General features: G+C 68.7%; 32 protein-coding genes. 8 read left to right on the top strand and 24 right to left on the bottom strand.

Annotated features, from left to right (window positions below):
- Window positions 1-76: 76 nt before the first annotated feature.
- From ACZ7DL_RS35400 to ACZ7DL_RS35360, 9 genes are all read right to left on the bottom strand, one after another.
- Window positions 77-391, bottom strand: coding sequence for a hypothetical protein (locus ACZ7DL_RS35400; RefSeq protein WP_470780651.1), 315 nt, complete (start codon window positions 389-391; stop codon window positions 77-79).
- Window positions 392-396: 5 nt separating this feature from the next.
- Window positions 397-1,446, bottom strand: coding sequence for a major capsid protein (locus ACZ7DL_RS35395; protein ID WP_470780649.1), 1,050 nt, complete (start codon window positions 1,444-1,446; stop codon window positions 397-399).
- A gap of 15 nt (window positions 1,447-1,461) precedes the next feature.
- On the bottom strand, window positions 1,462-2,211 hold the full coding sequence (locus ACZ7DL_RS35390; RefSeq protein WP_470780647.1) for a hypothetical protein: 750 nt from the start codon (window positions 2,209-2,211) through the stop codon (window positions 1,462-1,464).
- A 110-nt stretch (window positions 2,212-2,321) separates the two neighbouring features.
- Window positions 2,322-3,086, bottom strand: a complete 765-nt coding sequence (locus ACZ7DL_RS35385; RefSeq protein ID WP_470780645.1) for a hypothetical protein — start codon at window positions 3,084-3,086, stop codon at window positions 2,322-2,324.
- Window positions 3,087-3,148: 62 nt separating this feature from the next.
- Window positions 3,149-5,056 (bottom strand): hypothetical protein, encoded by a 1,908-nt coding sequence (locus tag ACZ7DL_RS35380; RefSeq protein ID WP_470780643.1) that lies wholly within the window; start codon window positions 5,054-5,056, stop codon window positions 3,149-3,151.
- A gap of 37 nt (window positions 5,057-5,093) precedes the next feature.
- Complete coding sequence (locus ACZ7DL_RS35375; protein ID WP_470780642.1) at window positions 5,094-5,474, bottom strand: thermonuclease family protein; 381 nt, start codon at window positions 5,472-5,474, stop codon at window positions 5,094-5,096.
- Between the two features lie 10 nt (window positions 5,475-5,484).
- Window positions 5,485-7,047, bottom strand: a complete 1,563-nt coding sequence (locus ACZ7DL_RS35370) for a terminase large subunit domain-containing protein (protein WP_470780641.1) — start codon at window positions 7,045-7,047, stop codon at window positions 5,485-5,487.
- A complete protein-coding gene (locus tag ACZ7DL_RS35365; RefSeq protein WP_470780639.1) occupies window positions 7,031-7,510 on the bottom strand; it encodes a hypothetical protein in 480 nt (159 codons plus the stop codon). The genes ACZ7DL_RS35370 and ACZ7DL_RS35365 overlap by 17 nt, the downstream gene beginning before the upstream one ends.
- A 44-nt stretch (window positions 7,511-7,554) precedes the next feature.
- Complete coding sequence (locus ACZ7DL_RS35360) at window positions 7,555-8,841, bottom strand: DNA methyltransferase (RefSeq protein WP_470780638.1); 1,287 nt, start codon at window positions 8,839-8,841, stop codon at window positions 7,555-7,557.
- Between the two features lie 113 nt (window positions 8,842-8,954).
- Here ACZ7DL_RS35360 and ACZ7DL_RS35355 point away from each other — a divergent pair, with 113 nt between their 5' ends.
- Window positions 8,955-9,659 (top strand): hypothetical protein, encoded by a 705-nt coding sequence (locus ACZ7DL_RS35355; protein WP_470780636.1) that lies wholly within the window; start codon window positions 8,955-8,957, stop codon window positions 9,657-9,659.
- Window positions 9,660-9,889: 230 nt separating this feature from the next.
- On the opposite strand, the gene ACZ7DL_RS35350 is transcribed toward ACZ7DL_RS35355, so the two are convergent.
- From ACZ7DL_RS35350 to ACZ7DL_RS35285, 14 genes are all read right to left on the bottom strand, one after another.
- A complete protein-coding gene (locus tag ACZ7DL_RS35350; RefSeq protein WP_470780634.1) occupies window positions 9,890-12,163 on the bottom strand; it encodes a type IV secretory system conjugative DNA transfer family protein in 2,274 nt (757 codons plus the stop codon).
- 75 nt (window positions 12,164-12,238) lie between these two features.
- Window positions 12,239-12,622, bottom strand: coding sequence for a hypothetical protein (locus ACZ7DL_RS35345; RefSeq protein ID WP_470780632.1), 384 nt, complete (start codon window positions 12,620-12,622; stop codon window positions 12,239-12,241).
- Complete coding sequence (locus ACZ7DL_RS35340; RefSeq protein ID WP_470780630.1) at window positions 12,615-14,579, bottom strand: hypothetical protein; 1,965 nt, start codon at window positions 14,577-14,579, stop codon at window positions 12,615-12,617. The genes ACZ7DL_RS35345 and ACZ7DL_RS35340 overlap by 8 nt, the downstream gene beginning before the upstream one ends.
- Window positions 14,580-14,712: 133 nt before the next feature.
- Entirely contained in the window at window positions 14,713-15,330 is a 618-nt protein-coding gene (locus ACZ7DL_RS35335) for a hypothetical protein (RefSeq protein ID WP_470780628.1), read from the bottom strand.
- A gap of 2 nt (window positions 15,331-15,332) precedes the next feature.
- Window positions 15,333-15,857 (bottom strand): DUF6197 family protein, encoded by a 525-nt coding sequence (locus ACZ7DL_RS35330; RefSeq protein ID WP_470780627.1) that lies wholly within the window; start codon window positions 15,855-15,857, stop codon window positions 15,333-15,335.
- Between the two features lie 35 nt (window positions 15,858-15,892).
- Window positions 15,893-17,086 (bottom strand): hypothetical protein, encoded by a 1,194-nt coding sequence (locus tag ACZ7DL_RS35325; RefSeq protein ID WP_470780625.1) that lies wholly within the window; start codon window positions 17,084-17,086, stop codon window positions 15,893-15,895.
- Window positions 17,087-17,118: 32 nt separating this feature from the next.
- Window positions 17,119-17,388 (bottom strand): hypothetical protein, encoded by a 270-nt coding sequence (locus ACZ7DL_RS35320; protein ID WP_470780624.1) that lies wholly within the window; start codon window positions 17,386-17,388, stop codon window positions 17,119-17,121.
- 11 nt (window positions 17,389-17,399) lie between these two features.
- Window positions 17,400-17,612, bottom strand: coding sequence for a hypothetical protein (locus tag ACZ7DL_RS35315; protein ID WP_470780622.1), 213 nt, complete (start codon window positions 17,610-17,612; stop codon window positions 17,400-17,402).
- Window positions 17,613-17,737: 125 nt separating this feature from the next.
- Window positions 17,738-18,013, bottom strand: coding sequence for a hypothetical protein (locus ACZ7DL_RS35310; RefSeq protein ID WP_470780620.1), 276 nt, complete (start codon window positions 18,011-18,013; stop codon window positions 17,738-17,740).
- A gap of 155 nt (window positions 18,014-18,168) precedes the next feature.
- Window positions 18,169-18,561 (bottom strand): hypothetical protein, encoded by a 393-nt coding sequence (locus ACZ7DL_RS35305; RefSeq protein ID WP_470780618.1) that lies wholly within the window; start codon window positions 18,559-18,561, stop codon window positions 18,169-18,171.
- 16 nt (window positions 18,562-18,577) lie between these two features.
- The gene (locus ACZ7DL_RS35300; protein ID WP_470780617.1) at window positions 18,578-18,973 is read right to left on the bottom strand and encodes a hypothetical protein; all 396 of its coding nucleotides are present in this window, start codon (window positions 18,971-18,973) and stop codon (window positions 18,578-18,580) included.
- On the bottom strand, window positions 18,973-19,569 hold the full coding sequence (locus ACZ7DL_RS35295; RefSeq protein WP_470780615.1) for a hypothetical protein: 597 nt from the start codon (window positions 19,567-19,569) through the stop codon (window positions 18,973-18,975). The genes ACZ7DL_RS35300 and ACZ7DL_RS35295 overlap by 1 nt, the downstream gene beginning before the upstream one ends.
- Entirely contained in the window at window positions 19,569-19,853 is a 285-nt protein-coding gene (locus ACZ7DL_RS35290) for a hypothetical protein (protein WP_470780613.1), read from the bottom strand. Before ACZ7DL_RS35290 ends, ACZ7DL_RS35295 begins: the two co-directional genes overlap by 1 nt.
- The gene (locus ACZ7DL_RS35285; RefSeq protein ID WP_470780611.1) at window positions 19,850-20,140 is read right to left on the bottom strand and encodes a hypothetical protein; all 291 of its coding nucleotides are present in this window, start codon (window positions 20,138-20,140) and stop codon (window positions 19,850-19,852) included. Before ACZ7DL_RS35285 ends, ACZ7DL_RS35290 begins: the two co-directional genes overlap by 4 nt.
- Before the next feature lie 237 nt (window positions 20,141-20,377).
- Between ACZ7DL_RS35285 and ACZ7DL_RS35280 the strand changes: the two genes are divergently transcribed.
- From ACZ7DL_RS35280 to ACZ7DL_RS35260, 5 genes are all read left to right on the top strand, one after another.
- Window positions 20,378-20,617 carry a hypothetical protein gene (locus tag ACZ7DL_RS35280; protein ID WP_470780609.1) on the top strand — a complete coding sequence of 80 codons (240 nt, stop codon included), beginning with the start codon at window positions 20,378-20,380 and terminating at the stop codon, window positions 20,615-20,617.
- Between the two features lie 192 nt (window positions 20,618-20,809).
- On the top strand, window positions 20,810-22,015 hold the full coding sequence (locus ACZ7DL_RS35275) for a helix-turn-helix domain-containing protein (RefSeq protein WP_470780608.1): 1,206 nt from the start codon (window positions 20,810-20,812) through the stop codon (window positions 22,013-22,015).
- 194 nt (window positions 22,016-22,209) lie between these two features.
- Entirely contained in the window at window positions 22,210-22,464 is a 255-nt protein-coding gene (locus ACZ7DL_RS35270) for a hypothetical protein (protein ID WP_470780606.1), read from the top strand.
- 239 nt (window positions 22,465-22,703) lie between these two features.
- Window positions 22,704-23,795 carry a hypothetical protein gene (locus tag ACZ7DL_RS35265; protein WP_470780604.1) on the top strand — a complete coding sequence of 364 codons (1,092 nt, stop codon included), beginning with the start codon at window positions 22,704-22,706 and terminating at the stop codon, window positions 23,793-23,795.
- Window positions 23,796-23,875: 80 nt separating this feature from the next.
- The gene (locus ACZ7DL_RS35260; RefSeq protein ID WP_470780602.1) at window positions 23,876-25,261 is read left to right on the top strand and encodes a replicative DNA helicase; all 1,386 of its coding nucleotides are present in this window, start codon (window positions 23,876-23,878) and stop codon (window positions 25,259-25,261) included.
- A 166-nt stretch (window positions 25,262-25,427) separates the two neighbouring features.
- Here ACZ7DL_RS35260 and ACZ7DL_RS35255 read toward each other — a convergent pair whose 3' ends face one another.
- Window positions 25,428-25,595 (bottom strand): hypothetical protein, encoded by a 168-nt coding sequence (locus ACZ7DL_RS35255; RefSeq protein WP_470780600.1) that lies wholly within the window; start codon window positions 25,593-25,595, stop codon window positions 25,428-25,430.
- A 163-nt stretch (window positions 25,596-25,758) separates the two neighbouring features.
- On the opposite strand from ACZ7DL_RS35255, the gene ACZ7DL_RS35250 reads away from it, so the two are divergent.
- Both ACZ7DL_RS35250 and ACZ7DL_RS35245 read left to right on the top strand, forming a co-directional pair.
- Window positions 25,759-25,896 carry a hypothetical protein gene (locus ACZ7DL_RS35250; RefSeq protein WP_470780598.1) on the top strand — a complete coding sequence of 46 codons (138 nt, stop codon included), beginning with the start codon at window positions 25,759-25,761 and terminating at the stop codon, window positions 25,894-25,896.
- 27 nt (window positions 25,897-25,923) lie between these two features.
- Entirely contained in the window at window positions 25,924-26,247 is a 324-nt protein-coding gene (locus ACZ7DL_RS35245) for a hypothetical protein (RefSeq protein ID WP_470780597.1), read from the top strand.
- Window positions 26,248-26,500: the final 253 nt, after the last annotated feature.

The following is a 26,500-nucleotide window of genomic DNA, read 5'->3' as shown; positions in this document are numbered from 1 at the left end:
GGGGTGGGCGGGAAGGGGGTCGCGGGTGCGGGCCCGCCGGTTGGCGCCCCCACCAGAGGGGCGGGCCCGCACGCCGCTAGTCGCCGCTGGTGCCCTCGTCAGCGGCGTCCCGGCCCCGAGACCGGCTGGTGGTCGCCTTCTTGGCGGCCGTCTTCTTGGCCGCAGGCGCGGCCTTCTCCTCGTTGCCGTCGCTGCTGCTGTCCTGGCCCGCCTCGTCGGCATCCTTGGTGGAGACGTCCGAAGCGGAGTCGGGCAGCTTGCCGTCCTCCCAGGCGTCCGGGTTGGTGACCAGGGCTGCCAGGCGCGGCTCGGGCTCCTCACCGGGGCGCAGCAGGACGGTGCGGTGGCGGTCGGGGTCTTGCACGAACACGGCCCTACGCAGTACGGCCACGGCGATCAGCTCCCGAGGACGGTGGCGGAGATGTGGATGTCCGGCACGTACAGCACCGGCATGCCGATCGCGGCGCCGCGGGTGTAGATCTGGACCGGGTCGTCCTCGACCTTGGTGACGACGACGATGCCGGGGGCCTCTTCGCGGGTGAGGGCCGGGTTGGTGCCGGAGGTGAACTTGGCGGCCTCACGGGTGACGCCGTACTGGGTCTCCGCCCACTCGGAGGCCGGAACGTCGGGGATGAGGATCCACTTGTTGTCCGGGATGACCCGCTGGTAGGAGTCGTCGTTCCAGACCTGGACGTCGTAGATGACGATCGGCGGGAGGCCGAAGCGGGCGCGGACGGCGTCGACCTCGACCGGCGACAGGGTGGTGCCCGGGTTGTTCGCCGCGTTCTGCCCGTAGTACGCCATCTGGTACTCGGCGTTGGAGGCGAGCAGGGCGCGGGCCCGGCGGGAGGTGAGGACCATCTTCGGGGCGGGGGCGCCGGAGTCGATGAGGTAGTCGATCCAGGCCCGCTCGTCGGACAGCGGGGTGGCGCTGGGCTGGTCCCACAGGGTGCCGGCGGTCGGCATGTTCTCGGCGGGAACGTTCCAGTTGACGTCGAGGCCGAGGCCGGGCAGGGTGACCGATCCGGTGGCCAGGAGCTGGCCCGCGGCGAGTTCCTGCGCCGTCTTGATGGACTCCACGTGCCGCTCGACATCGCTGTAGAGCAGGTCGAGGTAGCGCTGGGTGTCGGAGCCGTGGCCGACGTCCAGGAGGATCTGGTCCATCTCGCTGATGGGGAGGGTCTGGCCGAGAGCGGGGAGCATGCCCTCGTTGACGACTCGCTCGGCCTGCCGCTTGGCGAGCGCGGTCGGCGCGTCGTAGGCGCGGAACTTCGCCGCGTTCACCCGGCGCTTCGCGGACGTGGTGCGGAAGCGGACACCCTGGATCTGCCGCTCGGGCAGGATCTCCCGGGTCAGGCGGTAGTTCGCGGGGGTGTCCATCTGGCGGGCGAACACCGTCAGGTCGGTGTCGTTTGTGTCCCGCAGGAGGAGTTCGAGAGCCTCCATGGTGATCTCCTCCTTCTACCGGTAGTGGATGTTGACGCCGGGCGCTGTGCTGGCGACGTCGGTCGGGTCGAACGGGACGGGGCACTGATCGGCGAAGACCTCGCCGTGCCAGAGCAGGGCACCGGCGGCCTTGGTGCTGGTCGGGTTGAAGCTGAAGCTGTCCACGAGGAAGCCGGCGAGGACCTCGGTGCCGTCGCTGGCGGAGGCGCCGCCGCCTGCGGTGGTGGTGGCCACAGCGATGGCGGGGCTGGTGCCGCCGGTGAAGGAGCCGGACGCGGTCATCTGGGCGACGTCGTCGGACAGGTACTGTCCGCCGAAGGTGACGACGACTGCGGTGGCCGGGTGGGGGCCGCCGGAGACGGCGACGTCACCAACGTTGACGTTGGACAGGGCCTCCAGCGCGGACTTCACCTGCGCGGCGGTCGCGTTGTAGGGGATGGCCGCGGTGGTCTGCCCGGAGAACGTGAGCGTGTAGGTGCCGCCGGTCGGTCCACCGGTGATGGTGATGGTCTGCACCTCGGAGCGGGGGCCCGAGTACGGGGCGTACAGGCCGGAGGCGGTCACCTTGCCCAGCGGGATGCCGGACTTCATGACGTTGCGGCCCTGCAGCGCGGGGTTCGCGGACTTCACGTAGTGGGTGCCCTCGGTGAACTTGGTCAGGTCGAGGGTGATGGTGTTGGTGTCCTGGACTCCTACCAGGGACGCGAGCCAGGGCCGGTCGGCCGTGACGCTGTCCGTGTAGGAGTAGGGCTGGAAGTCGTTCACGACTGCCTCTCCTCATGTACGGCGTGCGGTGACAGCTGCGCCGCATGGCGCGCGTCCACGTGGAGAGGGCGTGGTCCCGTTGTCCCCGGCCCGGGTGGGCTGGGGTGGTCTTAGGCGGCGTTGTCGCGGATGTGGCCGCGTAGGCGGGCCATTTCGCGGCCGCGGTCGCCGGGCTTGCCGGTGGGAGTCTGGCGGGGCGGGGGTCCTCCGGCGGGGGCTCCGCCGGGGGCGGGCGGCATCTGGGAGGTCTGCTGCGGCGCCACGATGCCGAACAGGGCGGCGCGGCGTTCCTTCAGGGCTTCGGCGGCGGCCTGGACGGTCTGCTCGTCGGCGTCCGGGGTGTCGCGAAGATCCCGCTCCAGCAGGGCGAGGGCGTCTTCGAGGTCGGTGCCGGTGGCCCCGAGCTGTACGAGAGCGGCCTTACGGATTGCTGCCCGCTCACGGGTCACGGCTGCCTCGAGCTTGGCGGTCGCTTCCTTCTCGAGACGGTCGAGTTCCTGCCGGCGCTTCTCTTCCTCGGACAGGGCGTCCTGCTGCGCCTTGCGGGCGGTGGCCACGAACGTTTTGACGTCGTCGGGGTCGGTGAAGCCGAGTTCCTTGGCGAGGTCCTCGAGGGCTTGGCGGGCGCCGGCCCGCTGTCCTTGGGCCTTCTCGCGGGCGGCGATCCGTTCGAGTTCTTCCTGGGTGAACTGCTTCACCGGGTCCGCGGATGGGACGGTGGGGGGCTTGATGTCCGCAGGGGTCGGCGCCGGGGCGGGCGGGGTGCCGCTGCCGTCGTTGTAGAACACGCCGAGCGCGTCTATGCCGGTGTAGGGGTGGGCCCAGCCGGGGGCAGGCAGGGGTCCGAGTCGATGCTTCTGCGTGGGGCGACGCATGAGCGACAGTCCTCCCAAGGACAGTTCAGGCCCCGCGCCTAGATCCAAGTTGAGCACAGAAGTCAAGAGGTGTTCCCCCCGCTTCCCTTTGCGGCGGCTGCCGGGTCCTCGCCGGTGGGGGTCTGATCGCCGACTGTGGGCGGGAGCTGGGGGGTGGGGGCCGGGTCGGGTTCGGTGACGTTCACGCCGAGGAAGTCGCCGACTAGCTGAGTGTCGCCGGTGGCGTCCGCGAGGAGGCGGGCCTTGTCGAACTGACGGGACTGGATCCGTTCGATTTCGTCGGCGGCGTCATCAATGGGGAAGCCCGCCTCGATGAGCATCTTCAGCCCCGTCTCCAGCGACAGGACACCCTTCTCCACGCCCTGGGCGACGAGGGTGAGCTGGCCTTGCTTGTCGGTGGGCTTGTAGGAGCCGAACGCCAGCTTCGCTGGCATCGGCGTGATCCCTACCCAGTCCGGGTGCTGACCCGCGATGAACAATCTCTGTACGAACTTCAGCAGCAGCGCGTACTTGTGGTCGCGGGCCAGACGCATGGATGCGATGAGGGCGTCCAGCGGGCCGAGGGAGACGTCCATGGCGTACCCGGAGGGTGCCTTGGACGGGTCGAGGGTACCGAGGGCGACCGCGGGCAGGCGTGCAATCTTCGCGGCGCGGTCCTCGAGGTCGTGGATGTGGGAACGGAGTTCGGCGAGGTTCCTGCTGGTGTCCAGGGCGGTCATGCCTCCGCCCTCACCGAGCTTGACCATGAGGCCAGGGGTGACTTCGTGGACGTCCATGCTGGAGCCGGCGGCCTTCCCCCACAGGGCGATGAGCGGGGAGCCGGTGGTGGCGGAGGCTTTCGCGCTGTCGGTGTCGCTGGAGGCGAGTTCGTCGAAGACCTGCAGTACCTTCGCCAGGCTGCTCTGTCCCCAGTGCTCCTCGGCCGGGGGGACGGTGTTGGGGACGTGGACGACTGGCACGAAGTCGATGAGGAGGTCGAGGTTGTCGAGGACCTCTCCGTCGCCGCGGGTCGCGAACGTCGCCGTCTCGAGCGGGAGGGAGTCGACGTCGGGGGTGCCCTTGATGTCCTCGAGGACCCAGGTGGCGTCGGTGAGGTAGCAGGTGACGTAGGACGGGCCGTCGTTCCATGGGTACTGGCGGGCTATCGCACCGGTGGTCGGGTAGTACACGTCCCCTGGGGTCAGCGGAGGCGGGATCTCTGCGTCGGGCTGCTCCGGGTCCGGCTCGCTGGCAGGGAGCGGCGCGCGGACAGCGCGGCCCTTGGAGTCGACACCGGATGCTGTGGCGGGGCGGATCCAGTCCAATTCGTAGGTGATGCGGCGGATGCGGGCCTTGGTGCCGCGGCGGGGGTCGGCGGGTAGCTCCCACGCGAAGTGGACGCGGGTGGGGTAGTCGCCGGCGTCGCCGTCTTCGGGCAAGCATGGGAAGTAGAAACCGGGGTCGTGGACGCGGATGGTGGGCCGCATGCGGCCGGGGTCCCAAGCGAGCCTGTACACGCCGTCCCCCAACGACACGGACTTGCGTTCGCACTGCTGGATCCGCATGGGCAGCTGCTCGTCCTCAGCCCAGTCCCGCAGCTGTTCCTGGATCCGGGCGGCCATCTGTTCTTCGGCGGTGGGCTGCTCGGCGTCTGTCTCGGCGCCCTGGACGGTGATGGTCTGCTCACGTCCGAGGACGTGGGACATCACGGTGTCGATGAACATCGACGGGTCACCGAACTCGCGCTTCTCGCGGGCGTGGAGGTCGCCGGCGGCCTCGGCGAGTTCGAAGGCCTGGTTCTGGTCGTAGGCGGCGAGCAGCTTGTACGCGGCCAGGCGCTTCTGGTCCTCTTCGGGAACCCACATCGCGTTGGCCTCGGGGAACGCCCTGCGGTTGGGCATGCCTGGCCCGTCGGCGTGGTGGGTGCCGGAGTAGACGGGCTTGTAGTTCAGCCACGACCAGGCGTGTATGACGACCTCGCGTAGGCCCACCGCTACTCCCTCTGCTCGCAGGCCCCGCGCCTAGTGATCAGCGTACGGTCTCCACGTCGACGGGTTCCCCTTGCTGGCCGGGCAGGGTTCGGTGGCCGCCGTCGTACCGCACAGCGTGGCCGGCTGCCACTAGGTCGTCGTTGAGGGTGTGAGCACCGGCGATCAGCGTGCCGAGTGTCCGGCCGAACTTCTCGTGGCGGTCCGTCTCGGTGCGCAGGATGAACGTGGGACCGTGTTCGGCGATCCAGGCACGGGTGTAGGCGGTGGCGGCGTCGCCTTCGGGAGTGCCGTGCTCCGGGCAGTTGACACCGAGGAGCCGGATCCGCTGGAACAGGTGGATCCCAAAGCCGAGGTCGACGGTCGTGTCTAGGGTGTCGCCGTCGACTACGCGGTCGACGCGGGCGCCGTATACATACACGAGTGGTCTCCTATCGGCGGCCGCGGAGCCGCTGGTCGCTGTAGTTGGTGGTGCCGAGGCCCTGCTGTGAGGGGTCGGCGAGTTCGGTCAACGCGTGGACGGCGGCGTCCATGCGGTCTGGGGAGTCCATGCCGGGGATCCAGGTGACCATCTGGCCTTCGAGTTCGGTGAACTCGCCGACGTGGTGGACCTTGCCCTGCTTGTACAGCTGGGCGATGGGTTCGGCGCGGAGGCGTTTGCCTTGCTTGGCGTGGACTTCGATGATCGATGGCATGAGCAGGCCTTTGGTGCCGCCCTCTCGGGACAGTTCGGACCAGGCCTGGGCGACGATCTGGCGGGCCATGTCGCCGCCGAAGTTGTTTTCGACCAGGATCGCGTCGGCTTGCCGTTCGATGGCGAGTTTGCAGACCTCGGTGCCCCAGGTGTCGGCGCCCATGGTGCGCGATCGGTCGTCCAGGACGTACATGTCGCCGTCCGCGTCGCGGGCTGCGCAGACGAGGCCGACTTCGTCGTTGCGGAGGGAGTCGCCGCCGGCGTGGTCGACGGCGACAACGACACGGGTGGGGGTAATGCCGGGCCAGGCCGCAAGGGGGGTGCGGTTGCCGGTGATCCATGCCCACTTCCATACGCCGCCCTCGAGGGGGCGGGGTTTTTGCTGGTAGAGGGCGTACCAGACGCGTTCGCCGACGGATTCGCGGGTGTCGGCGAGTTCGGCTGCGTCGTATTGGGCGGGCCAGAGGGGTTCGCCGATAGCGCGGCCGAGGGCGTCGTCGGGGCTGTCGGCGAGGGCGGGCAGGTCGATCTGGAGCCAGCGGTGGGGTTCGTGGGCGAGGAGCCGGCCGGAGAGGTCGTCTTCGTGCCAGCGGGTGTTGATGAGGATGATGCTGGCGCCGGGGGCACGGCGGGTGAAGAACACCGACCGGTACCACTCCCAGACGCGGTCGCGTTGGGCGGGGCTGGAGGCGTCGTCGTGGCCTTTGAAGGGGTCGTCGATGATGCCGAGGTTGAAGCCTTTGCCGGTGAGTCCGCCTCCGACGCCGGCTGTGACCATGCCGCCGCGGACACTGGATCCGCGTTTTTGTTCGAGGTCGAAGCGGTTTGCTGCGTGGGAGGCAGGGTGCAGCCTCACTCCGAGGATGGGTGCGTATTCGCTGAGCTGGTCTCGCACCCACCGTCCGTGGTCGTCGGCGAGGTCGGCGCCGTAGGAGGCGAGCATGACGCGGTGCTCGGGATGTCGACGCAGGTACCAGAGGGGCCCCCACCGAGAGGCACGCTGCGATTTTCCGTGCCGTGGGGGCATCGTCAGCATGACCTGGAGGCGCTCCCCCGCAGCGATCCGCGCGAATGCCTGGTCGATCAGGGCGAGGTGTGGAGCCTGCTTCTCCCGGCCGTCGGTGAGGACGGCTGCCATGGCGCCCGGGGACCGGTCCAGGGCTATCTGCTGCTCCACCGCAGCCAAGGCGGTGCGTAGCTCGGGGGACGCCTGCCGGGCGAGGGTACGGCGCTGCTCCCGGCCGAGGGTCCGGTAGCGGGCCAGGAGAGCGGCCTGGCGGGGTTCAGTCGCCGTCGTCACCAGCGTCCTCCGTGTCCCGGGTATCGGTGGGGACGTCGCCAGCGGTGAGGAGTGCCTCGAATTCGTCCAGCTGCACAGTGGTGAACGCGATCGGGCCGCCGCCTGGGCCGGTGTGTTCGGCGCGGATCGGCATCTCGGTGCCGGTGAGTTTGTTCCGGCCTGCGATGCATTTGAGGACGACTTCGGCGGCCTTGGGGTCTTTCTCGCCGATGGCCTTGGGCCAGAACGCTGCCTGGAGGCGGTCGTAGCGGGCGATCTCTACGGCGCGGAGTTCTTCGACGGCTTCGTTCTGCTCGCGAAGGTTGACCTTGAGGGCTTCCGTGACGGCGGTGCATGCGGCGCCTGGGGAGGCGTAGCCGGCTTGGTCGGCGACCGACTGCCAGTCCATGCCGGCCAGGCGCAGGGCGACGGCCTTTTTACGCTTGTCGGCTGCTGCGGCGCTTTGGGCTTTGGATGCGGGCACGGGCGTCTCGTTTCCGGGGTGTTATGGGTTCCAGCGTGGGGCGGTCACTGGGTGTCGTCTGCCGGTTCGGTGGTGAAGTCGTGGGCTTCACCGGTGGAGGCGAGGACTGGCTGAGTGCCGGTGTGTTGCTGGTAGCGGCGGCAGATGACGTCGACGTAGCGGGGGTCGAGTTCGACGACGCGTGCGATGCGACCGAGGGTGTGGGCGGCGATGAGGGTGGAGCCGCTGCCGCCGAAGGGTTCGTAGACGATGCCGCCGGGTGGGCAGGAGTTCGACAGGCATCGGGTGATGAGTTCGACGGGCTTCATCGTCGGGTGATCTTTACTGCGCGGTGGCTTGGGGACCTCGAGGACGCTGGTCTGGGCGTTGTCGCCGAACCAGCGGTCTCCGCCGCGTCCGAGCCGTCCGGAGTCGGCTGTGGGGTCGGTGAAGCCGTACAGGATGGGTTCGTGCCGGTAGTGGTAGTCGGAGCGTCCCAGTACGAGGGAGTCCTTGACCCATATCAGGTTCTGTCTGAGGAGCCAGCCTGCGTTGAGGAAGGCGTTGGCGAAGTCGAGGGATAGCGGCCCGGGCGGGTGGGCGATGTAGACGGGGGCTCCGGGTTTGAGGGCTGCGGTGGCGGTGGCGAAGGCTCCCGCAAGGAGTTCGGGGACATCTGTCGCGCCATCGTTTTGGATGGTGAGGGCGTCTTTGGTCTTGCCGACGTAGTCGACGCCATATGGGGGGTCGGTCCACATGCAGTCCGCTCGGTCGCCATTGAGCATGGTTTCCACGGCGGAGACATCGGTGGAGTCTCCGCAGAGGACGCGGTGGGGGCCCAGGTGCCAGATGTCGCCGGGCTTGGAGATCGGCTCGGCGGGTGGTTCGGGGGTGTCGTCGGGGTCGGTAAGGGCTTCTGGGTCTTCGGGGTAGGCAAGGAGGGCGTCGACGTCGTCTTGGGTGTAGCCGGTGCCGTCGAGGTCGCCGTCCATATACGACAGGAGTTCGGCTAGGGCGTCGTTGTCGTAGCCGCCCAACTCGGCTGCCTTGTTGTCGACGAGGTTGATGCGGCGGGCGGTGGCGTCGTCGCAGAGGATGACTTCACAGCGGGCGGTGGCGGCACCCTCTGCCTGCAACGCCTGCATGGTGTGGTTGCCGGCGAGGACGATGAGGGGGCCGTCGGGGATTTCACGGACGACGAGGCTGCGGTATTGGCCGTTGCGGCGGAGGCTGCTGCGGATGGTGTCGACGTCTCCGCGTTTGGCGTTGCCGGGGAAGGGGGTGAGTTCGTCGAGGGGGATGTTGGCGGTGCGGACGTAGGTGACGCCGGTGTCTTCGGCTTCCGTGGCCATGGCGGTGGGGCTCCCGCTTGTGTGGTTGTCAGGCCCCGCGCCTTGTCTCGGATGATCGCCGATTTTTGCGGTTCTGTTCCCACCGGTTCGGGTGTGGGTGGACTATGCGTGGCATGAGTGAGATGCGCAGGGGGTGGGCCTCGGCTGCTGTTGTGGCGGCCGCGGTGGTGGTGCTGGGGGGCTGCGGAGGCAGCTCGGATCAGGTGGATGCGAAGCCGAGTAAGGCGCCGGCCACGACGGCTTCGGTTGAGGATGCGGTGACGGAGGAGCCGGCGGAGACGGAGCCCGTGTATCCGCCGGGTCCGGAGGGGGAGATCGACGAGAAGGCGGACACTGAGGGCTGGGTGTACGACGGGCTGTACGACTCGGCGTCGGCGTACGTGCAGGACATCTGCGATTCGCTGCCGACGCAGGATGAGGACGGATCGGGTGCGCAGTGGCTGGCTGAGAGCGGCAACATGGAGAGGGACGGGAAGAAGATCCTGAGGTTCGGGGTGCCGAAGCTGTGTCCGAAGTGGACGAAGACGGTCAAGCAGGCGGCGTCCGGGGATTACGTCCGGTACATCTCGTCGGGCGAGTACGAGGTGAAGAACAACCCGGCGCCCTACGATCCGGACTCTGACTCGGACGTGCAGGAGATCAAGCCGGGGACCTATGTGGCGACGGGCCGGGTTGAGGACTGCTATTGGGAGCGGACGGCGGCGAACGGCGACATCATCGCGAATCAGTTCGTGACGCAGGCGACCCGGCTGACGGTGGCGCTGCGGGCTGGGGAGTTGTTCAAGAACGAGTGCGGGACGTTCAAGCCGGTGGGCTGAGCGTGGATGTGGGTCGGCCCCGACCGGGAGCCAGGGGATGGTTGTCCGGTCGGGGCCGACGTCTGCTCGGGAGCCGGGGGGGGTGGGCTGCCCGAGCTGGTCTGTGCACGGCCCGGACACACTGCATGACTTGGGCGCGGGGACACCTGAGTCTGGAGACGCTGTCCGGGCCGTGCAGTTCTGATCGTGGCGCATGGGGCGCGGTTTGTCAGAGACGCTTCCCCCTGGGGCTACTCGGCCGGCTCCTCACCGTCGGCCGTGATGGGGATGCCGTACGTGCCGCGGTCCGGTCCGCGGAGGATCTGGCCGGTCTTGGTGAGCTTGGTGAGGGCGTTGTTCAGGGTGGAGCCTTCGACGCCGATGAGTCGGCTGATGTCGTCTTTGTGGACGTAGTTGATGTCGAGGCGGAGGGGGTCGGCTGCTTCCTCGAGGATCCGCAGGATCTTGTCTTCGGCGGTGTCGGGCCGCTTAGTGGATTCGAAACCGGGAGTGAACAGCGTGGAGCCGCCCATGTCGTCGTTGTCGCCGTCTTCGAGGATGGATGTGGCGGCGATTTCGTGGCGGTTGTCCCAGTCGGGCCAGTCGGCGGGGTAGGCGATGGCGTTGGGGTCGATGTAGGGGGCGGCAGACTCGAGGATGAAGGTGCGCATCATCTCTGCGGCGCCGCCTGGTCCGAGGGTGTAGCCGAGTCCGAAGGTAGACTTGGGGTCCTTGAGGGCCACCTTGTCGTCGTAGACGAGGGGGCGTTCGACGTCCCATGCTGCGGGGATGTCGCCTGGGTCGACGCCTTCGAAGCCGGTGGTGACGAGGTGCTGCTGCCCGGAGTCGGAGCGGAGCATGACCAGTGAGCCGCCCTGGATGACGTTCATGCGCAGGGCGGTGGAGCCTCCGAGCTTGTCGGCGTTTACGGCCTGGCTGACGATTTCCAGGATGATGCCGAGGGAGCGGGCCTTCGCGGCGAGCGCCTCCAGCATGATCCCGGCTTCCTTCTTGTACTGGACCAGTTCGGAGAGCGGGACGTGGGCTTCGTCGAGGATGAAGCGGACCCAGGGGCGTTCGGGGGTGGCGACGAAGTTCTTCATGCCGAGACGGGCGGACTCCTTGATGCGCCACTGCATGAGGGCGTAGACGACGCGCATGGCGCCGATGCAGCCGTCTTCACCGAGGCCGCTGTAGCAGGCCATGGTGGCGACGTCGGGGTTGGAGGAGCCCTTTGGGTCGGCGTAGATGATGGCGTGGCCGTTGACGTGGTCGGCGAGGGCGGTGATCTGGATGAGTCCGCCCTTGCCGGATCCGGTGACGCCTGCGATGAAGAGGTGGCGGGCGCCGAGGATGGGGTCGGTGAACTGGACGCGGGCGGGGAAGCCGGAGACGTGCCGGCCGATCTGGACGTACCCACCTTTGCTGATCTTGAGGACGTCGGTGCCGGGGAAGGGGACGCCTTCCTGGAGGGGGTTGTGTTTCATCACGCGGATGGTGCCGCGGCGGGGGTCTCCGGGGACGGGGGCGTACGAGCAGAGCAGGGTGTTTTTGCGGAGTGCTCCGGCGAGGGCGGCCCGGTCGGGTACGGGGAGCTTGTCGAGGTTCTCGCCGGCGACGACGAAGGCGACTTCTCCGCCGGTGTTGGGGTCGGTCTGAGGGTCTTCGAGGTAGGTGTCGGCCATGATGCCGCCCTTGCGTGCTGCCCACTTGCGCCAGGCTCCCTGGAGGGTGCTGGTGTCCAGGGCGGGCGGGGCTACGAGGTCGACGGTGATGTGCCGTTGGCCGGCGTGGGCGCCGGGGGTGATGGTGATCCAGTCGGTGGGGACGCCTTCAAGGCTGGAGATGCTGTCGGCGGTGACGGTGACTGACTTGCCGGTGGGGGCGTCGATGATGCCGGTCCACTGCTGTCCGGGGGTGAGGTGGGTGATGGTGAGGATCTGGTTGGGGTGGGAGCCGGTGGAGGGGTCGGAGATGTACTGGGCCCACCGGTAGGCGATCTGTTCGGCGGCGGTGGCGGGGATGGGCGGCATGTTCGGCGGGGCGGGGATGCCGTCGCCGGTGTGGGGGCTGGCACGTCGGCGGCCGAGGCCGAGGACCTGGCGGAGCTGATAGGGGACGAGGAGGGTGGCGGCCCACCAGCCGAGGGAGACGATGCCGGGGATGGGGGCGGTGGCGACCTGGAGGGCGCCGCCGAGGAGGGCGTCGGAGCCGGCGGGGCCGGCGAGGGTGCCCATTCCGAGGGCGATTCCGGTGGTGAGGTGGGAGATGAACAGGGGCAGGCGGTGGGCTCGGTAGATGTCGCTGGCGGGCAGGTTGTTGTAGAGCCTGGTGGGGATGACGTCCATGACGTTGGCGGTGGCGAGGCCGGCGGAGGCGAGAGCGGCAAGGTCGACGGCTGTCGCGGCGTCCGTGTTCAGGATGGGGGCGAGCACGCTTGCTGCGAGGGGGGCGAGGCTGGTGGTGGCGGCGATGGCGCGTTCGGTGGTGTCGTTGCCGTGGCTGGTGGTGGCGTTCGTCGTCATGGGTGGCTCTCCTTGGGTGTGGGAGGGGCCGGGTCGCGTGGTGCGGTCCCGGCCCCGGCGGTGTGCGGGGCGGGGTTATTCCTGGGTGAGCCAGCCGCGGTCGACGTCGTAGATCTCCCGGCCGACGGATGAGCGGTGCATGGCTTCGTTGATGCCGTCGTGGGTGGTGCGGTTCGCGGCGTGAGCGGCCTGCGCGGCCCGGGAGGTCGTGTCGGCGGCCACGGCGTAGGTGAGGATCGTGTTCGCGAGACCGTCCATGATTTTGGAGACTTGCTGGGTCTCGGCGACGGTGGACTTGTCGACGCGGATAGCGCCGATCTGGTCGGCGATCCGTCCGGTGGCGCGGGCTTCCTCGCTCAGGCGCTGGGCTTCGGCGTTGATGGCTTCGGCGTTGCGTGCGCTGTCCTTTGCGAGGTCAGCGACGGCCTTGGCGAGCTGCCGGTAGGTGATCTCAGGCATTGACCGATTCCCGGTAGTAGGCGAGGACGGCGGGCTTGGTGAGGGGGGAGTCGACGACGGCCTTGTAGATGGAGCCGTAGCGGGTTTCCACGTTGGTGAGGAGGACCTTGCAGGCTTCAGCGGCACGCAGGGCCTGGGTGAGGATGGTGTTGGCAAGGTTGCTTTGGGTCTGGGCGGCTTCCTGGAGTTTGAGGAGGTCGCTGAGGAGTTGGTCGCCGCCGTCGACGGTGCGGGCCTGTTCGGTGAGCCAGGTGACGTACTTCAGCTGGCGTTCGGCGTGGGCCTTGAGGCCGCGGGATCCGTCGGCGACGCGGGTCATGGTGTCGGTTTTGGCCGTGAATTTTCGTTCGAAGCCTTTGAGGGTGCGGACTTCGCCCTGGCTGATGGTGGGGCGGTCGGCGCCGGCGCCGAGGGTGACGGTGTCGGCGGTGACGCCGGTGACCTCAATCGGCTGGGGCGGGGTGCGGGGGGCGTGGGTCGGCATCGGGGGCACCTTCTGCGGCTGCGGTGTCTGGGGATGCTGCTGCTTCTTGCGGTCGGTGTGGGCCTTGTCGAGTTGCTGGGATTCGTGGCGTCCGGTGTCGCGCTGGTCTTTCCAGCCGTCGCGGAAGCCGTCGCCGTAGGCCTTGACGTGGTTGTAGGCGGCGCCGGCTCGGGCTCCGTCGCGGTAGCCGGTCTCGCGGGACGGCTGGGTTTTCAGCGGCTGCTTGCGGGAGGTGTTGTTGCCGCTGCTGTTGGCTGTGGAGTTCGTGGGGGGATGGATCTTGCCGGGCAGTCCCTTCCCGAGGACGCCGGGGGGCGCCGGGGGGCCGGGCTTGGGTGGTGTCTGGCCGGCCGGGCCGGGGGCGGGGGTCTTCGGAGTCTTCTGTGTCGGCTTCTTCAGGTCGGCGGGCGTGTTGGTCGGTGTGTTGCCGGTTTTCGTGGAGTCGTTCGACGGTCCCGTGCCGTTGCTGTTGGTTCGCCAGGGGCGGCCGCTGTTGTTGCCGGGGCTGTGTACGCGGGACGGCTGGGTGCCGCTGCCCCCTGGCTTCGGCGCCGGGCCAGTGCCGGGGTTCGACTTGCTGCTGGGCTGGGTGCCGGAGCTGTTGGTGCCTGTCGACCCGGATCCGCCGGAACCGGACGACCCGGCCGGTCCCTTGCTGCCGGCCGGGCCCTTGGAGCCCTGGCCGTGGCCCTTGTTCGACTGGTGTTGGCCCCCGCCAGCGCCCGAGGACCCGCTGGAACCGCTGCCGCTGTTCCCGGACCGGTTGCCCTGACCGCGGTTGGACCCTGACCCGGTGGAGCCGTTGCCGGTACCGCCGCCAGAGCCGCGGCCGCCGGATCCGCTGTTCTGCTTGCCGACGCCTCCCTTGCCGGTACCTCCCTTGTCGGCGCGCCCGGATCCGCTGTTGGGACGTCCGGAACCGTTTCCGTTCCCGCTGTTTCGGTTGCTCGTCTTGCTGTCGAGAGATTTCCCGGAATTGCTGTTGGTGTTGCTGCCAGTATTGGTGGAGCCGCCGACGAATTTCTCGGACCGGTTGACGGTACGGGATTCCTTGACCTGCAAGGCTTGCGCCTTGGCCTTTTTGATATCGAGGGCTTTGTTGCGGGCGTCGGCGCCCTTCTTCCAGCGTTCGGCTCCGGCGAGAAGCCACGCCCGGATGATGCCCTGCTGCTTTCCCCCGCTGCTGGTGCTGTTGGTTTGCGGGGTGTTCTGCTGGTTTTGGCTGGTGTGGTAGGCGGCGCTGGATACTCCTGTGGTTCCGGCGGGGGCGTTGCTGGTGCCGGGCTGGGCCTGGTTGGTGGGGTGGATGTTGAAGGTGGCCGGGTTCGGGCGGGCGGGCTGGACGGGGGCGAGCAGCCCGGCGGGCCCGGCCGGCTGTGCCTGCGGGCTGGTTCCGCTCGGGGTGGTGCTGGGCGTGCCGGTCTGGGGGGTGTTGGGTCCGGGAGCAGCTGCGGGGGCCGGGGGGCTCGCCATCAGAATCCTCACTGTGTGTAGTGTTCTTACTTCCTTCTTCTACGCCGGGTGAGTGTGGATCTCTGCCGGTGTTACGTGCCCGGATACGGACTCTCGGCCGGGCGGGAAGAAGGAAGTAAGAAGGGCCGGATGGTTACGGAGCGTTGCTGCTGGTGGGGCGCCTGCGGGCCACGAGGAGGATGCCGCCGGCGAGGACAGCACCCCCGATCAGAAGGCCCCCGTTGACCTCGCTGCCGCTGCCGTTGGCGTCGCTGGAGGAGGCGGTGGTCTGCATGTCTGCGGTGTCGGTGGAGGCCGGGAACCGGTCCTGGCAGTCCTTCAGAACGCTGCTGTAGGTGACGCCCATCTGCTTGCCCACCAAGCCCTTGTCGGCGTTGACGCAGGCGGTGATCTGCTTTTGCCGTTCGGCGTCCGACGCCGTCTTGGATTTGCTGGTGGCAACGCTGGCTCGGTTGATTTCCCGCATCATTTCCAGGTCGAGCTTCTTGTTTTCCAGCTGAATTTCCTGCTGCTTGGCCTGGCTGGCGGCTTCTACAGCGTTGGAGTGCTGCCAGAAAAGCAGTCCGCCGGTAGCGAGAACGGCCGTGCCAATGGCGATGGCGACTTTTCCGCGCTTGGTAAGGCCGGGCTTCATGGGGATGGAATTAGCGGGAATTCCGTAGGGGTTCGGGTCGACGTGTCCGGGCTGGTAGGGGGTGCCGTCCAGGCCCTTGATGACGTTGTTGAAGGCGTCGTCGTTGTAGTGGTTCATGGTCATTCTCCGTTGGTTCGGGCCAGGTGGATGGCCCTGTTCAGGCGTCGTTCCACGTCGGCGAAGCGGGTGGTGGGGAGGTCGTTCCAGGCGAAGAACGGCATGCCGACGCCGATCTCGCGGAGGGAGAGCTGGATGTAGTGGACGGCTCGGGCACGAGTGTCTTCAGTGACGTGGCCAGCCATCTGGAGTGCGGTCTGAGCACCGCGGATGCACATCCGGCCGGTGGGTGAGAAGTCCAGCGACTTCCCCCAGCCGTAGACGCGGAGGGTCTCGAGGGCCTGGGCCAGGTGCCGTGAGGTGGTCTGCGGCGTCGGGTTGTTCCACCAGCCGAGGGCTTCCATGGCGTTGCGGATGCCGCGTGGGAGGAGGCGGTGGGACCACGGGGGCGGGTCGAGGAGTCCGGGTGGGGCCTGGACCGGGGTGGTTGGCAGGGCAGCGGGCGCCGGCGCCGAGCGGGGGGCGCGGGCCGGTGCCGCGGGCGGGGTGGCTGTCCGCGGCTTCCGGGCGTCTCGGGTCTGGGTCACTGGTCCTCCTTCCGACTGCTTGACGGGGGCGACGGTCACGGGTTGTTACCGGTGACCTTGGTGTGGATGTCCTTGTAGAGGGCGCGGATGTCGTCGGTCTTCAGCCCGTATCCGGCCTTCCGCCAGGCCTGCTCGAAGGCGTTCTGGGAGGGGGCGGGGCCGTTGCCGCGGAGGTCGAAGTAGAGGTCGAAGGCGAGCCTGCGACGGTCGGTGTCGCCTGTCTCGGGCCTCTTGTTCGCCTGCGCCTCGCCGGGGTTCGCCTCGGGCGCGCCCGTGTCGTGCCCTGAGGTGTGCCCCGGTGCGCCCTCGCTGGTCAGAGCGCTTATGTCGTCGGGCGCGGCGGTCGGTGCGCCCTGAGGGTCGATGCTGGGGCGAAGGGAGCGCAGGGCGTAGGTCTCGGACCGGTCGGGGAGGGACTTGAAGGCGCCCATGCGGTCAATGCGGGTGGTGATCCGCATCTCGGTGCCGAGTTCGTCGAGGGTGTCGTCCAAGCCGTGGAAGGAGGCGTCGCCGGCCCGCATGAGGGCTTTCTCGTAGGCGCGCTGCGGCAGGTACCAAGGCTTACCGAGCGTAGCGAGGGTGATGAGCTTGTCCTGGGCGTTGCGGCGGCTGATGGCCTGTGCGTCGGCGCCGCGGGATCCGATGCCGAGACGGCTCTCCAGGCGCTTGAGGCGGTCGCGCCACCAGCGGGCAATGAGACTGTCGGACTTGATCTCGATCTTGCCGAGCTTGGCTTCGAGGCCGAGGAGCTTGTGGAGGCCGTAGGCGAGCATGACGGGGCCGACGATGCGGACGGCCGCGGTGCCGAGGTCCTCGCCTTCGAACCGGGTGACTTCGATGGCGCCGATTGCCTGGGCGGCGACGAGGACGTAGGCGGTGCGGGTGGCGCCCTTGTCGTTGAAGGCCCAGGCGTACAGGGACAGGCCGATGACGATGGCTTCGAGGACGAGGCCGACCGTTGTGTTGAGGGGCGTCTCCATGTGGAGTCGCACAAGGGCGAATCGGGCTGAGGTGTTGGTGGAGAGCGCGAGGCCGGCGACGACGACGAGGCCCATGCCGAGGAAGCCGGTGAGGGTGCGGCGCTTCTGCTTGTCGACGGGCTTTCGGGGGTAGCGGTTGGGGTTTTTGGCTGCGATTCGGTAGCCGAACGTGAGGGTGGTCAGGGCGAGAAGAGCAGCCCATGCGTACACGGGCACCCGTTCGACCGCGTTGAGCGCTTCGGCGAGCATGGGCGTGAATTCCTTTCGCTGGGCGGGGCGGGTTAGTGGTCGAGGGGCCAGGCGTGGCCGAAGGTCGGAGTGAGGTCGGGTGCGGGCTGGCCGGTCGCGGCGGCGTGGGTGGCGGCGCGGCGGCGGGCGTCTTGGATGTACTGGCGGCAGTGGCGGTCGGTGTGGCCGGTGACGCGCCATCCGGAGCGGGTGCCGCAGGTGGTGCAGGTCGGCTGGTTGCGGCGGTGGAGGGTTTGGGTGCCGCGGACGAGTGCGATGGTGATGATCGCGGTGGCCGCAGCGGTGGCGAGGAGGAGACGCATCGGAGTGGCTCCTAGGCGGCGAGGTGGAAGGCGCGGCGGAAGCGGCGGATGATGCGCTGCCGGCGGGTGGGGGTCCAGTGGGCGGCGGTGGCGCGGAGGGTCTGGTGCCAGTCGCCGGTCCAGGTGTGGTCGATGTCGCTGCCGAGGATCTGTTCGGCGAGGAGACGGGCTTGGGTGTCGGTGAGGGGCTGCTGGGGTCCGGGGGTGGGGATGGTGGTGGCCACGGTGGGCTCCTTCCGGGTGTGAGCGGGGCTGGTTGGGGGTGCTGGTCTGGCTGGGGGCTGCGCCCGCGGCGGGGGGATGGGTGCGGACGCGGCCTCCGGCCGGGCCAGGGGCCCGGGGTTGGTGGTCAGCTGCTGACGGGGGTGAGATTGAACTTGACGACGGTGACGATCTCCGGGTCCACGTCCTCGCAGACCTGGCGGACGAAGTGGTCCCGGATGAGGTTGCGGCCGACGTGTTCGGTGAGGTCGAACTGGCCCGCGGCGTACCGGGTGCGGGTCGTCTCGTAGGAATCGGCGAGCCGGAACGCGGGCGGCGTGTGCTCGGGGATGTAGACGCTGGGGAACTTGACGGTGAGGTCGTAGTCGTAGCGGCCGGGCTCGATGATCGGCTGGGTGTCCATCGGCTGTTCTCCTTCACGACTGGTTGGGGGTGCTGGCCTTGCTTGGGGCCGTCCCGCCTGGCGGGGGATGGATGGGGCGAGGCGGCCTCAGGCCGGGCCAGAAGCCCGGGGTGGGGGCCGGCCGGTGACCGGCCCCGGGGCCCGGTCTGGGGTGGTCAGGCGGTGTGGTCGGACATGGCGCGGCACTTCTCCGCGTGGGACTGGGCCCAGGAGCGGGCGTGGGGCAGGACCTTGTCGACGCGGGCCTGCTCCTCTTCCGGCGTGTCGTAGATGCAGGCCCCGGGGTCGGTGCGTTCGCCGTCGCCACACCCCGCGCAGGTGGAGGTGATCCATCCAGTGCTGCTGGTGTAGACGATGTCCACGGCCAGGTCCTCACGACTCAAGGACGACCCGGCGACGGTGAGGTAGCGAGCGAGGACGCGGGGTGCCTTGCGGTCGACCTCGACTTCGGCGACCTTCTTCGCGGCTTGCTCCCGCCGCTGGTGGGCTTCCACTTGATCGCAGATGGTCATGAGGTTGTCCCACAGGCTGTTGCTGGCGTCGGTCATGGGGCTAGGTGTCCTTTCAGTGGTCGAGTGCGGCGCAGGCGCGGGCTGCGCTGGCGCGGAGGTCTGGGTCGTTGAGGTTGTGGGCGGTGAGCCAGCCCTGGTGGGCGGCGGTCTTCTGCGCGTCCAGGGGCAGCTGGCGGACGGCCGGGTTGGTGTCCGGGTTGGTGAGGCGCTCGACTGCCAGACCGGGCACGGCCGTAAGGTCGCTGGCGTCCGGGGAGCCGGCGAGTACGGCGACCAGGACTTGCGTCATGTTCAGGTCGTGCCGGTCGTGGGCGATGAGCCGGTATCCGTCGAGGATCAGGTCGATTCCGGGGTGGATCCCGCGGAGGTCTTCGAGTAGGTCGCCGAGGTCGGTACCGTCCACGCTCGGAACGGCGTTGCCGTCGGTGCTGGGGAACGGGCCGGACATCAGGCGTCGTCCTCGTCCGCGTACGGGTCGGCGATCTGACCGAACATGTCATCCATGGCGCGGGTGATGCTGAGGGCGTCCGTCAGGGGCTCGTCCAGGACGTCCTTGGTGATGGCTCGCAGGTCCATGTCGAGGAACGCGTCGGTGACTTGGGCGTACAGCTCGGTGTCGTTCTGCGCGACCGCTGCTGCCGACCACTCCCCCGAGGCGATGGCCTCACCGGACTTGGCTTCCATCCACGCGGCCAGCTCGGCCTTGCGACGGTCCAGGCTCACCTGGTCGACATCCTGCTGCCGCTCGCTGCCGGCGTAGGCGTTCACCGAGTCGATCGCGTCAGAGAGGACCTCGCCCAGCTTCGCGGTGAGGTCGATGCTGTGGCAGCGGCCGGTGTCGTCGGCGGTGAGGTCGATCGGGGCGATGTTGAGCCGCAGCGTGGGCCGGTCGCCTTCGGGGGCGAGGTTGCCGAGGAGGTGGAGGGCCTCGGACAGGTGCTCGATGGCCTGGTTCCGGGCGGCCTTGAGGTGGTCGCAGAGGGGGCAGCCGTCGACGAGGTACGGGGCGGGGCCGTGGGAGTGGCCAGCGAAGAAGTCCTCCATCACACACCGTCCTTCCGGCCCAGCCGGTCACGGAGCTGCGCGAGCCGCTTCTCGCCGCCGCCGGTCCACCAGGTGAAGGCGTTCATCGCGGTCAGGCCCGCGCCCAGCGCGGCCCACTCGAACTCGCCGGTGGCGGTGTTGTTCACGCCGGCGATGAATCCGCCGACGGCGAGCCAGCCGCAGGCCATCCACCGCTCCATACGGCCGGTCAGGATGCCGACGGCACCGTAGGCGAGGAGGACGCCGGCGATGGCGTTGATGATTCGGGTGGGGTCGAGGTTCATGCCGCCACCGCCTTCAGGACGCGGTCCGAGCCGGTCCAGGTGGCGCCGGTGTAGTGGCGGCCGGCGGTGTGGAGGTCCTCCACGAGGACCGCGAACCGGGCGGCTTTGCGGCGGAGGATGCGGCGGGCTTCGGACGGGTCGGTGACGACCGCGATCACCCGGAACATCCCGGACGCGTTGTCGTACACCGTGCCCGGCGTACGCGGGCCGATCTGGCTGGCCGTGACGCGCCTCAGGGCTTCGTCGGCCTGGACGGAGTCGGGGGTGGTGGCTGTGCGAGTAGCCATATGGCGGTTACGATCCATGGTGGATCGGCCTCCCTGATATGCGCAGGTGGGCGGGTTCACGTCCGTTGCGGTGTTGGTAGCGCCGCGCGGGACACGCGGCCTCGGTCCGGCTTTCGCTGGTTCGGGGCCGTTGTGCTGTGCCAGGAAAGACACTACGCCCTGGGTTGCCATTTGGCAACCCAATGAGGGAGACTGGAGGAAGTCGTCATAGCCGAGAGCGAAGGAGGACCCGAGTTGGTGACCTTCCGAGAAGCTGCGCGCCGCGTGGTGGAGGAAGGCATCCTGCCGTCGATGAGCCACCAACGGATCTCGCAGCTTCACCTCAAAGACCCCGAGAACTTCCCCGAGGTCCAGCAGATCGGCCGCTCGAAGGTCGTCGACTGGAAGAAGGCGAGACCGTACTTCGTGGCCCACGCCAAGAAGGCGGCTGCACGCGACCGCCGACGCCGCGTGGAGCCGGAGGGCGAGTCGGAGTGATGCCATTACAGCCGTCCCTGGAGTCGCTGATCAGTGCTGACTCCATGCCAGCACCCGCACGAGGCCCAGGAGTTCAGGCTGCTGTTGGCAACTCACGACCCACCGAACTGCCAACACCCCGGGATCGGGCATCCACGGCATAAGCCGCACGACGCTCTCCCCCGACGTGACGAGAGGAGGAACACTCAGCGCATGACGACCTTCCCGGAACTGCTCCGCACGCTGCGCCTGCAAGCCGGCCTGTCACTGGCCGGGCTAGCGGCGCACGTCCACTACGACCGCACGTCGCTGCACCACTACGAGACCGGCCGGCGCCCGGCTCCCCTCGATGTGGCGGAAGCCGCCGACGAGGTACTGCGCGCGGACGGCCAGCTGGTCGAGGCGTGGCAGCGGGAAGACCGAGCGCGGCGTGAGGCTGCGGCAACGCACCGGGTGCGCGCGGCCGCGTTGGCTATGTCCCGGGACCTGACCGCTTTGGCGGACCTGGACATCAGCGAGTTGCAGGACGGGGTGTCGGCGACCGCGGTCGACTATCTGGCCTCTCCCCCTGGGCCGATGATGGACCGGGCGCACGTGCTGCGCGGGGAGGCGTTCGAGCGGCTCAGGTCGGGGCACCACCGGCCGCAGGACCGTTCGGACCTGTACGTCGCCGCGGGCAGGCTGTCCGGGGTGCTCTCCTATGCGCTGCTGGACATGGGTGATGCGGAGGAGGCGCTGGAGCACGCCACTGCGGCGGGCCGGTGCGCCGAGTTCGCAGGTGACGCAGAGTTGGCCGCTTGGGTGGCCGGCACGAAGTCACTGATCGCCAGGTTCCAGGGCGACTACGGGCGCGCGCTGGAATACGTACGGGACGGATACCAGTGGGTTGGCCACGGTCAGGGCACGGGTGAGGCCCGGCTCCGCTGTGGTGAGGCCCAGTGCCTGGCGAATCTCGGGGACTCGAGGGCGGCGAACGCCGCGCTGGATGCTGCCGAGGAGGCCCGGGACCGTATCCGCCGGCCCGACTCTCTCGAGGGGTTGTTTGGGTTCTCGCGTGCCAAGCAGTCGTACTACGCCGGGTCGAGCCTGATCTGGCTGGAGGGCGGGCACGACGCCGAGCGTGCGGCCCGGGAGGCGACCGCAGCAATCGACCTATGGCGGTCGGGGCCGGTGGAGGAGCGGTCACTGGACGATGAGCGGCTGGCCCACATCTACCTGGCCACGGCCCACGTACAGCTCGATGACGTGGAGGGCGCAGCCGACGCCATCCGACCGGTGCTGTCGTTGCCTGTGGAGGAGCAGATTTCGTGGATCGTGAAGCGCGCTGAGCGGCTGGCGGGGATGCTCAGTGCTCCCCGGTATGCCGGGAATCGCACGGCTGTGGAGACCGTCGAGGCGATCAACGCTCTCGCGGCGTGATGGAAGGAGTACGAGGAGTGCGTAGCCCGCCGTAGAAGGCGGGAGGCCGACTGGGCACCATCCCAGCCGACCCCCCTGTTGGCCGCTGTCCTGCGAAGACGTGTGCGGCCGTGTGAGCCACCCAGCAATGAGTAGTCACGAAAGAGGAGCCTACTAGTGAGACTCACTAGTTCCTACCCGATCGAGGGCGCCCGGTGACAAAGGACCCGGACCTGCCCCCAGCAGTGACCTTCCGCAGCGGCGCAGACCTGCTGATCGAACTGAAGATCGTGGACAGCATCACGCACCAGGGAATCCGCTACATCGCGGAACACCACCCCGACTGGCCGTTCGGCCCCGGCAAGAAGCACCGGTACTGGACCATCGCCAACGCCACTGTCATGGCGACGGGTCCCTTCCTGGACTTCTTCCGCAAGTACCCGATTGCCCGCAGCCGCTCGAAGCAGTAACGGTCGCGTCTCCGACCAGCCGTGTTCGCAGCCACGGCCCGGAAACGCAAAACGGCCGGCCCCCTGAGCCGCAGCAGCTCAGAGACCCGGCCGAAGCACACCCAGCGGATTGCCGTCCGCTGGCTCGGAAGCTCCACCCAGCGAAGAAGTGAGGTCCTCCTAATGAGGAGCCTACCGGGTACACCTGCGGTGTCGACAAGTACCCGCTGCATGATCCTCCGCACGGCGGAGGGTGTCGCGTGATCGAGCGGCCGGCTATCAGCGAGTCCGGACAGATCGTCCGGGCTCAGGCGCCCGCCAGCGGCGTCTCCGTGCCCGCGCACCTCGGCGTCGGCACCGACCTGGTGCACTCCCTGGACTACGTGGTCATGCTCCAGGTGTTGTTCAACCTGGCTTCCGGGGTGCAGTCGACGCCGTTGACGGTGTGGGGGCAGCTCCAGGCCCGCGGCATCAGGTCGGCGAAGAACGCGAAGGAGCTGGTCGGGAAGAACGCGGTGTACGAGTCGTTCGCTCGGCTCGTGGACGCCGGGTATCTGCGCCGGACTCAGCTGCCGCACCCAGAGCTCCCGGGCCGGATGGGTCCGGTGGTGTACGAGACGTTCGACAACCCGGCGTGGAATCCGGAGTGGCAGGCGCGTCAGGCCGGCACGGATCCACTGACCGAGGCAGATGAGAAACAGCAGGTGGAAACGCTTCCCGGAACGCCGGATCCGGGGTTCGGGGAAGCTGGGAAAACCGCAGGTGGGAACGCTTCCCGGAACGCCGGATGCGGTAACGACGGATCCGGCGTTCCGGGAAGCGTCAGCCGGGCTGTTCCCGCAGGCCAGAACGCTTCCGGCGTTCCGGGAAGCGGAATGGCTCACCCCCCACACCCCCCGGAGGAGGAGGATTCCTCCTCCCCCTACCCCCTCACCGACCCCGCGAGGACGCTGCCGTCACAGAGGGCGGAGGAGCCGGAATTCTCCGATGAAGAGATCAGCCTCGCTGAGCACTTCTTGCAGCAGATGAAGCGCTGGCAGGCAGGGGCTGCGACCGCCCGGAAGTGTGCGCCGCGGCTGCTGCGGGCGATGCAGGCGCAGGGATGGCCGGCGATGGCAGACATGACCGATGAGCACGCGGCGCTGCTGGAGGAAGAGATCTTCAAGAACACCCGTGGCGCGAAGTCCTGGACCAAGTGCCTGCCCGGCTGGGTCGATGATCTGAGGCTCTACGACCGCGTCCGGCTCCGGCTGGGCTCAGCGGGAGGTTCCGGGGGCCGTGAGCGATGCCAGGACCACCCAGGCCGCTACCGAGTGGGCTGCATCGACTGCGCCATGGCCGTGCCCTCCTGACACGCCAGTGCGGGCCGCTCCCATGCCGGGGAACGGCCCGCAGATCCCCTGAACGCTTTGACCCAGACAGGAGACCGTCAGTGTCCCGCAACATCCCCTCCCAGCACCACAACGCCCCGCTCGATGACCTCGAACACGGCGGTCCAGTCGCCTTCACCCGTGTGCCGCCGCAGGATCTCGATGCCGAGCAGTCCGTCCTCGGATCGCTGATGCTCTCCGGCGCCCGGAACAGTTCCGCGTACCGGTTCTTCGCCGAGATCCTGGACACGGGCATCACCGATGAGGACTACTACCGGCCGGCGCACCAGACGATCCACCGTGCCATCTGCCAGGTCCACGAAGCCGGGGACCAGGTCGACCCGATCACGGTCGCCGCCAAGCTTGCCGAGCGCGGGGAACTCGCCCGCGTGGGTGACCGGGCTTACCTGCACGCCTGCGTCCAGGCCGTGCCGACGCCGTCAAACGGCCAGCACTACGCCGGTATCGTCCGGGCCAAGGCGTACCGGCGGGCGGTCATCGAGGCGGCGCAGCGCATCCTGGAGTACGCCTACAGCGACGCCGGCGACGAGGACGAGGTCCGCGACCTGGTCGAGCAGCAGCTCACCGAGATCATCGCCGGCACCCCGGGCCTCCATCTGGCGCCGCCCACGGTCGGGGACCTGTACCTCGACTTCGTTGCAGAGACCGAGGACATCCAGAACGGCAAGAAGCTTGGTCTGACGTACGGGTTCGAAGACCTCGACACGCTCACCTCGGGGATGCAGCCGGGCAACGTGACCGTGGTGGCCGCCCAATCCGGCGTGGGCAAGTCCACGTTCGCGCTCAACGCCGCTGTCTCCGCCGCCAAGACCGGCGCCAGGGTGATGTTTTCCTCGCTGGAGATGAGCAGTACCGAACTCATGCAGAAGATCGCCGCCGCCGAGGGGAAGATCGCCCTGCATCACCTGACGCATCAGGGCGGCCTCACCACCGAGGGGTGGGAGACCGTCCAGCGCCTGGGCCCGGAGCTGTTCCAGACGCTGCCGCTGAGGGTCTACCGGCCCGACGGCGCTTCGCTGGGTGACATCTCCTCAGCTGCGCGGGCCTGCGCCCGCGACGACGGCCTGGACCTCCTCGTCGTGGACTACCTGCAACTGGTCGAGGTCGCGCAGTCCCGCACCATCACCCGAGAACAGGCCGTCGCGTCGGTGTCCCGGGGGCTGAAGAACCTGTCCGTCCAACTGAGCTGCCACGTCATCGCCCTGTCACAGCTCAACGACGACGGCCTCATGCGCGAGTCCCGGGCCATCAAGAACGATGCGTCCATTGTGATCAAGGTAGAACGGCCGGACCTGGACGAGCCGGAATCTGCGCGGGCCGGCGAGGTCGACCTCGTCGTGGAGAAGAACCGGTTCGGGCCCACTGCCTGCGTGACCGTGGCAGCGCAACTCCACTACTCGCGCTTCGTGGACATGGCGCAGACCTGACCGTCCGTGCGGCGCCTCTGGGCTTCGGCTCCGGGGCGCCGCGGTGTGAGCCGGGGCAGCGGGAACTGAGGTGATACTGGAGGTAGCCCCGGCTGGGAACTACGCCCGTTCATGGCCTCCGCATGTTACGGAATGGCAAAATCACCAGGTCGGCGGGTGTGGGCGCCTAGTCAGCTGGCGTCCAGGGCGGGTCGGCGGTCCAGTTGTCCCCGCCGCAGTTCCAGCATTCGAACTCGTCCGGCAGCTCGTACTTGTCTGTCCACCATGAGGCGACGGGCCGGCCATACAGGACGCACTCGGTGCCGCACCAGCCGCACACGAAGAGGAAGTTCACGCTACCTCCCACCGCCCCAGGCATTGCCTTGCCATGCTTAGCCCGGTAGTGTGGAACGCATCGGGGGCACCGCCCAATCCTGCGAAGAACGACCGGTGCCCCCTACGCCCCAGACCAGTGGCCGGGCCGGCCCATCATCCCCGACCCGAACGGAGCCCAACAGATGCCGCCCGGCCACGATCTGACCCGTTTCTACGCCTTGCTGCCCCTGCTCGCCGTCCTCGCCGCGATCGACCCGAACGCCTTCCGTGCGGCCGCCGACGCCGTGGGGATGCTCGCAGCCATCCGGCAGCTTCACTAGACCCACCCCAGCCAGAGGAGTCACCGCATGGCCACCACCCAGTCCATCGCCCCCCTTGAGGTCGACCAGGAAGTCGAGTTCGACGACGGCCGCGGCAACACCCTCACCGGCGTCATCACCCGCGTCTGGACCAAGCCGGCGACCGACCCCTACGTCAGCATCGCCACCTCCTTCGAGGACCGTCCCCGCAAGTTCGTCCGCAGCTCCAGCAAGGTCCAGCGCACCGCCGGAGCATCGCCGTCCGGCGCGTCCTTCGCCGACTGCCCCCAGTGCGGGGAGCCCCTCAGCAGCACGATGTGGATCGCCAGCGAACACCGCCCGGACTGCCCCCGGCACGACCCGCACTTCTAGACCACCCGCGCCCGGCCCGGCTACGCCCCCACGGCGGCCGGGCCTTCGTCATGCCGCGGTGCCTGGTCCGGCTTCCCGCGGGTCCCCGTGCGGCCGGGTCAGCCCGTCATCCGTCACCAGCCGGCGTTCCGGCGCCGTAGCGTCCAACTCCCAGTAGTACAAGCACTCCTCGCAGCGGACCCCGTCCACGAGTACTTCGTCCTCCCCGTTCGGGCAGTCTGTGCCGTCACCGCGGCCCGGGCATGTTTCCCTG

Source organism: Streptomyces sp. NPDC036984, from assembly GCF_055607665.1.
This window is presented reverse-complemented; position numbering and strand designations above follow the sequence as displayed.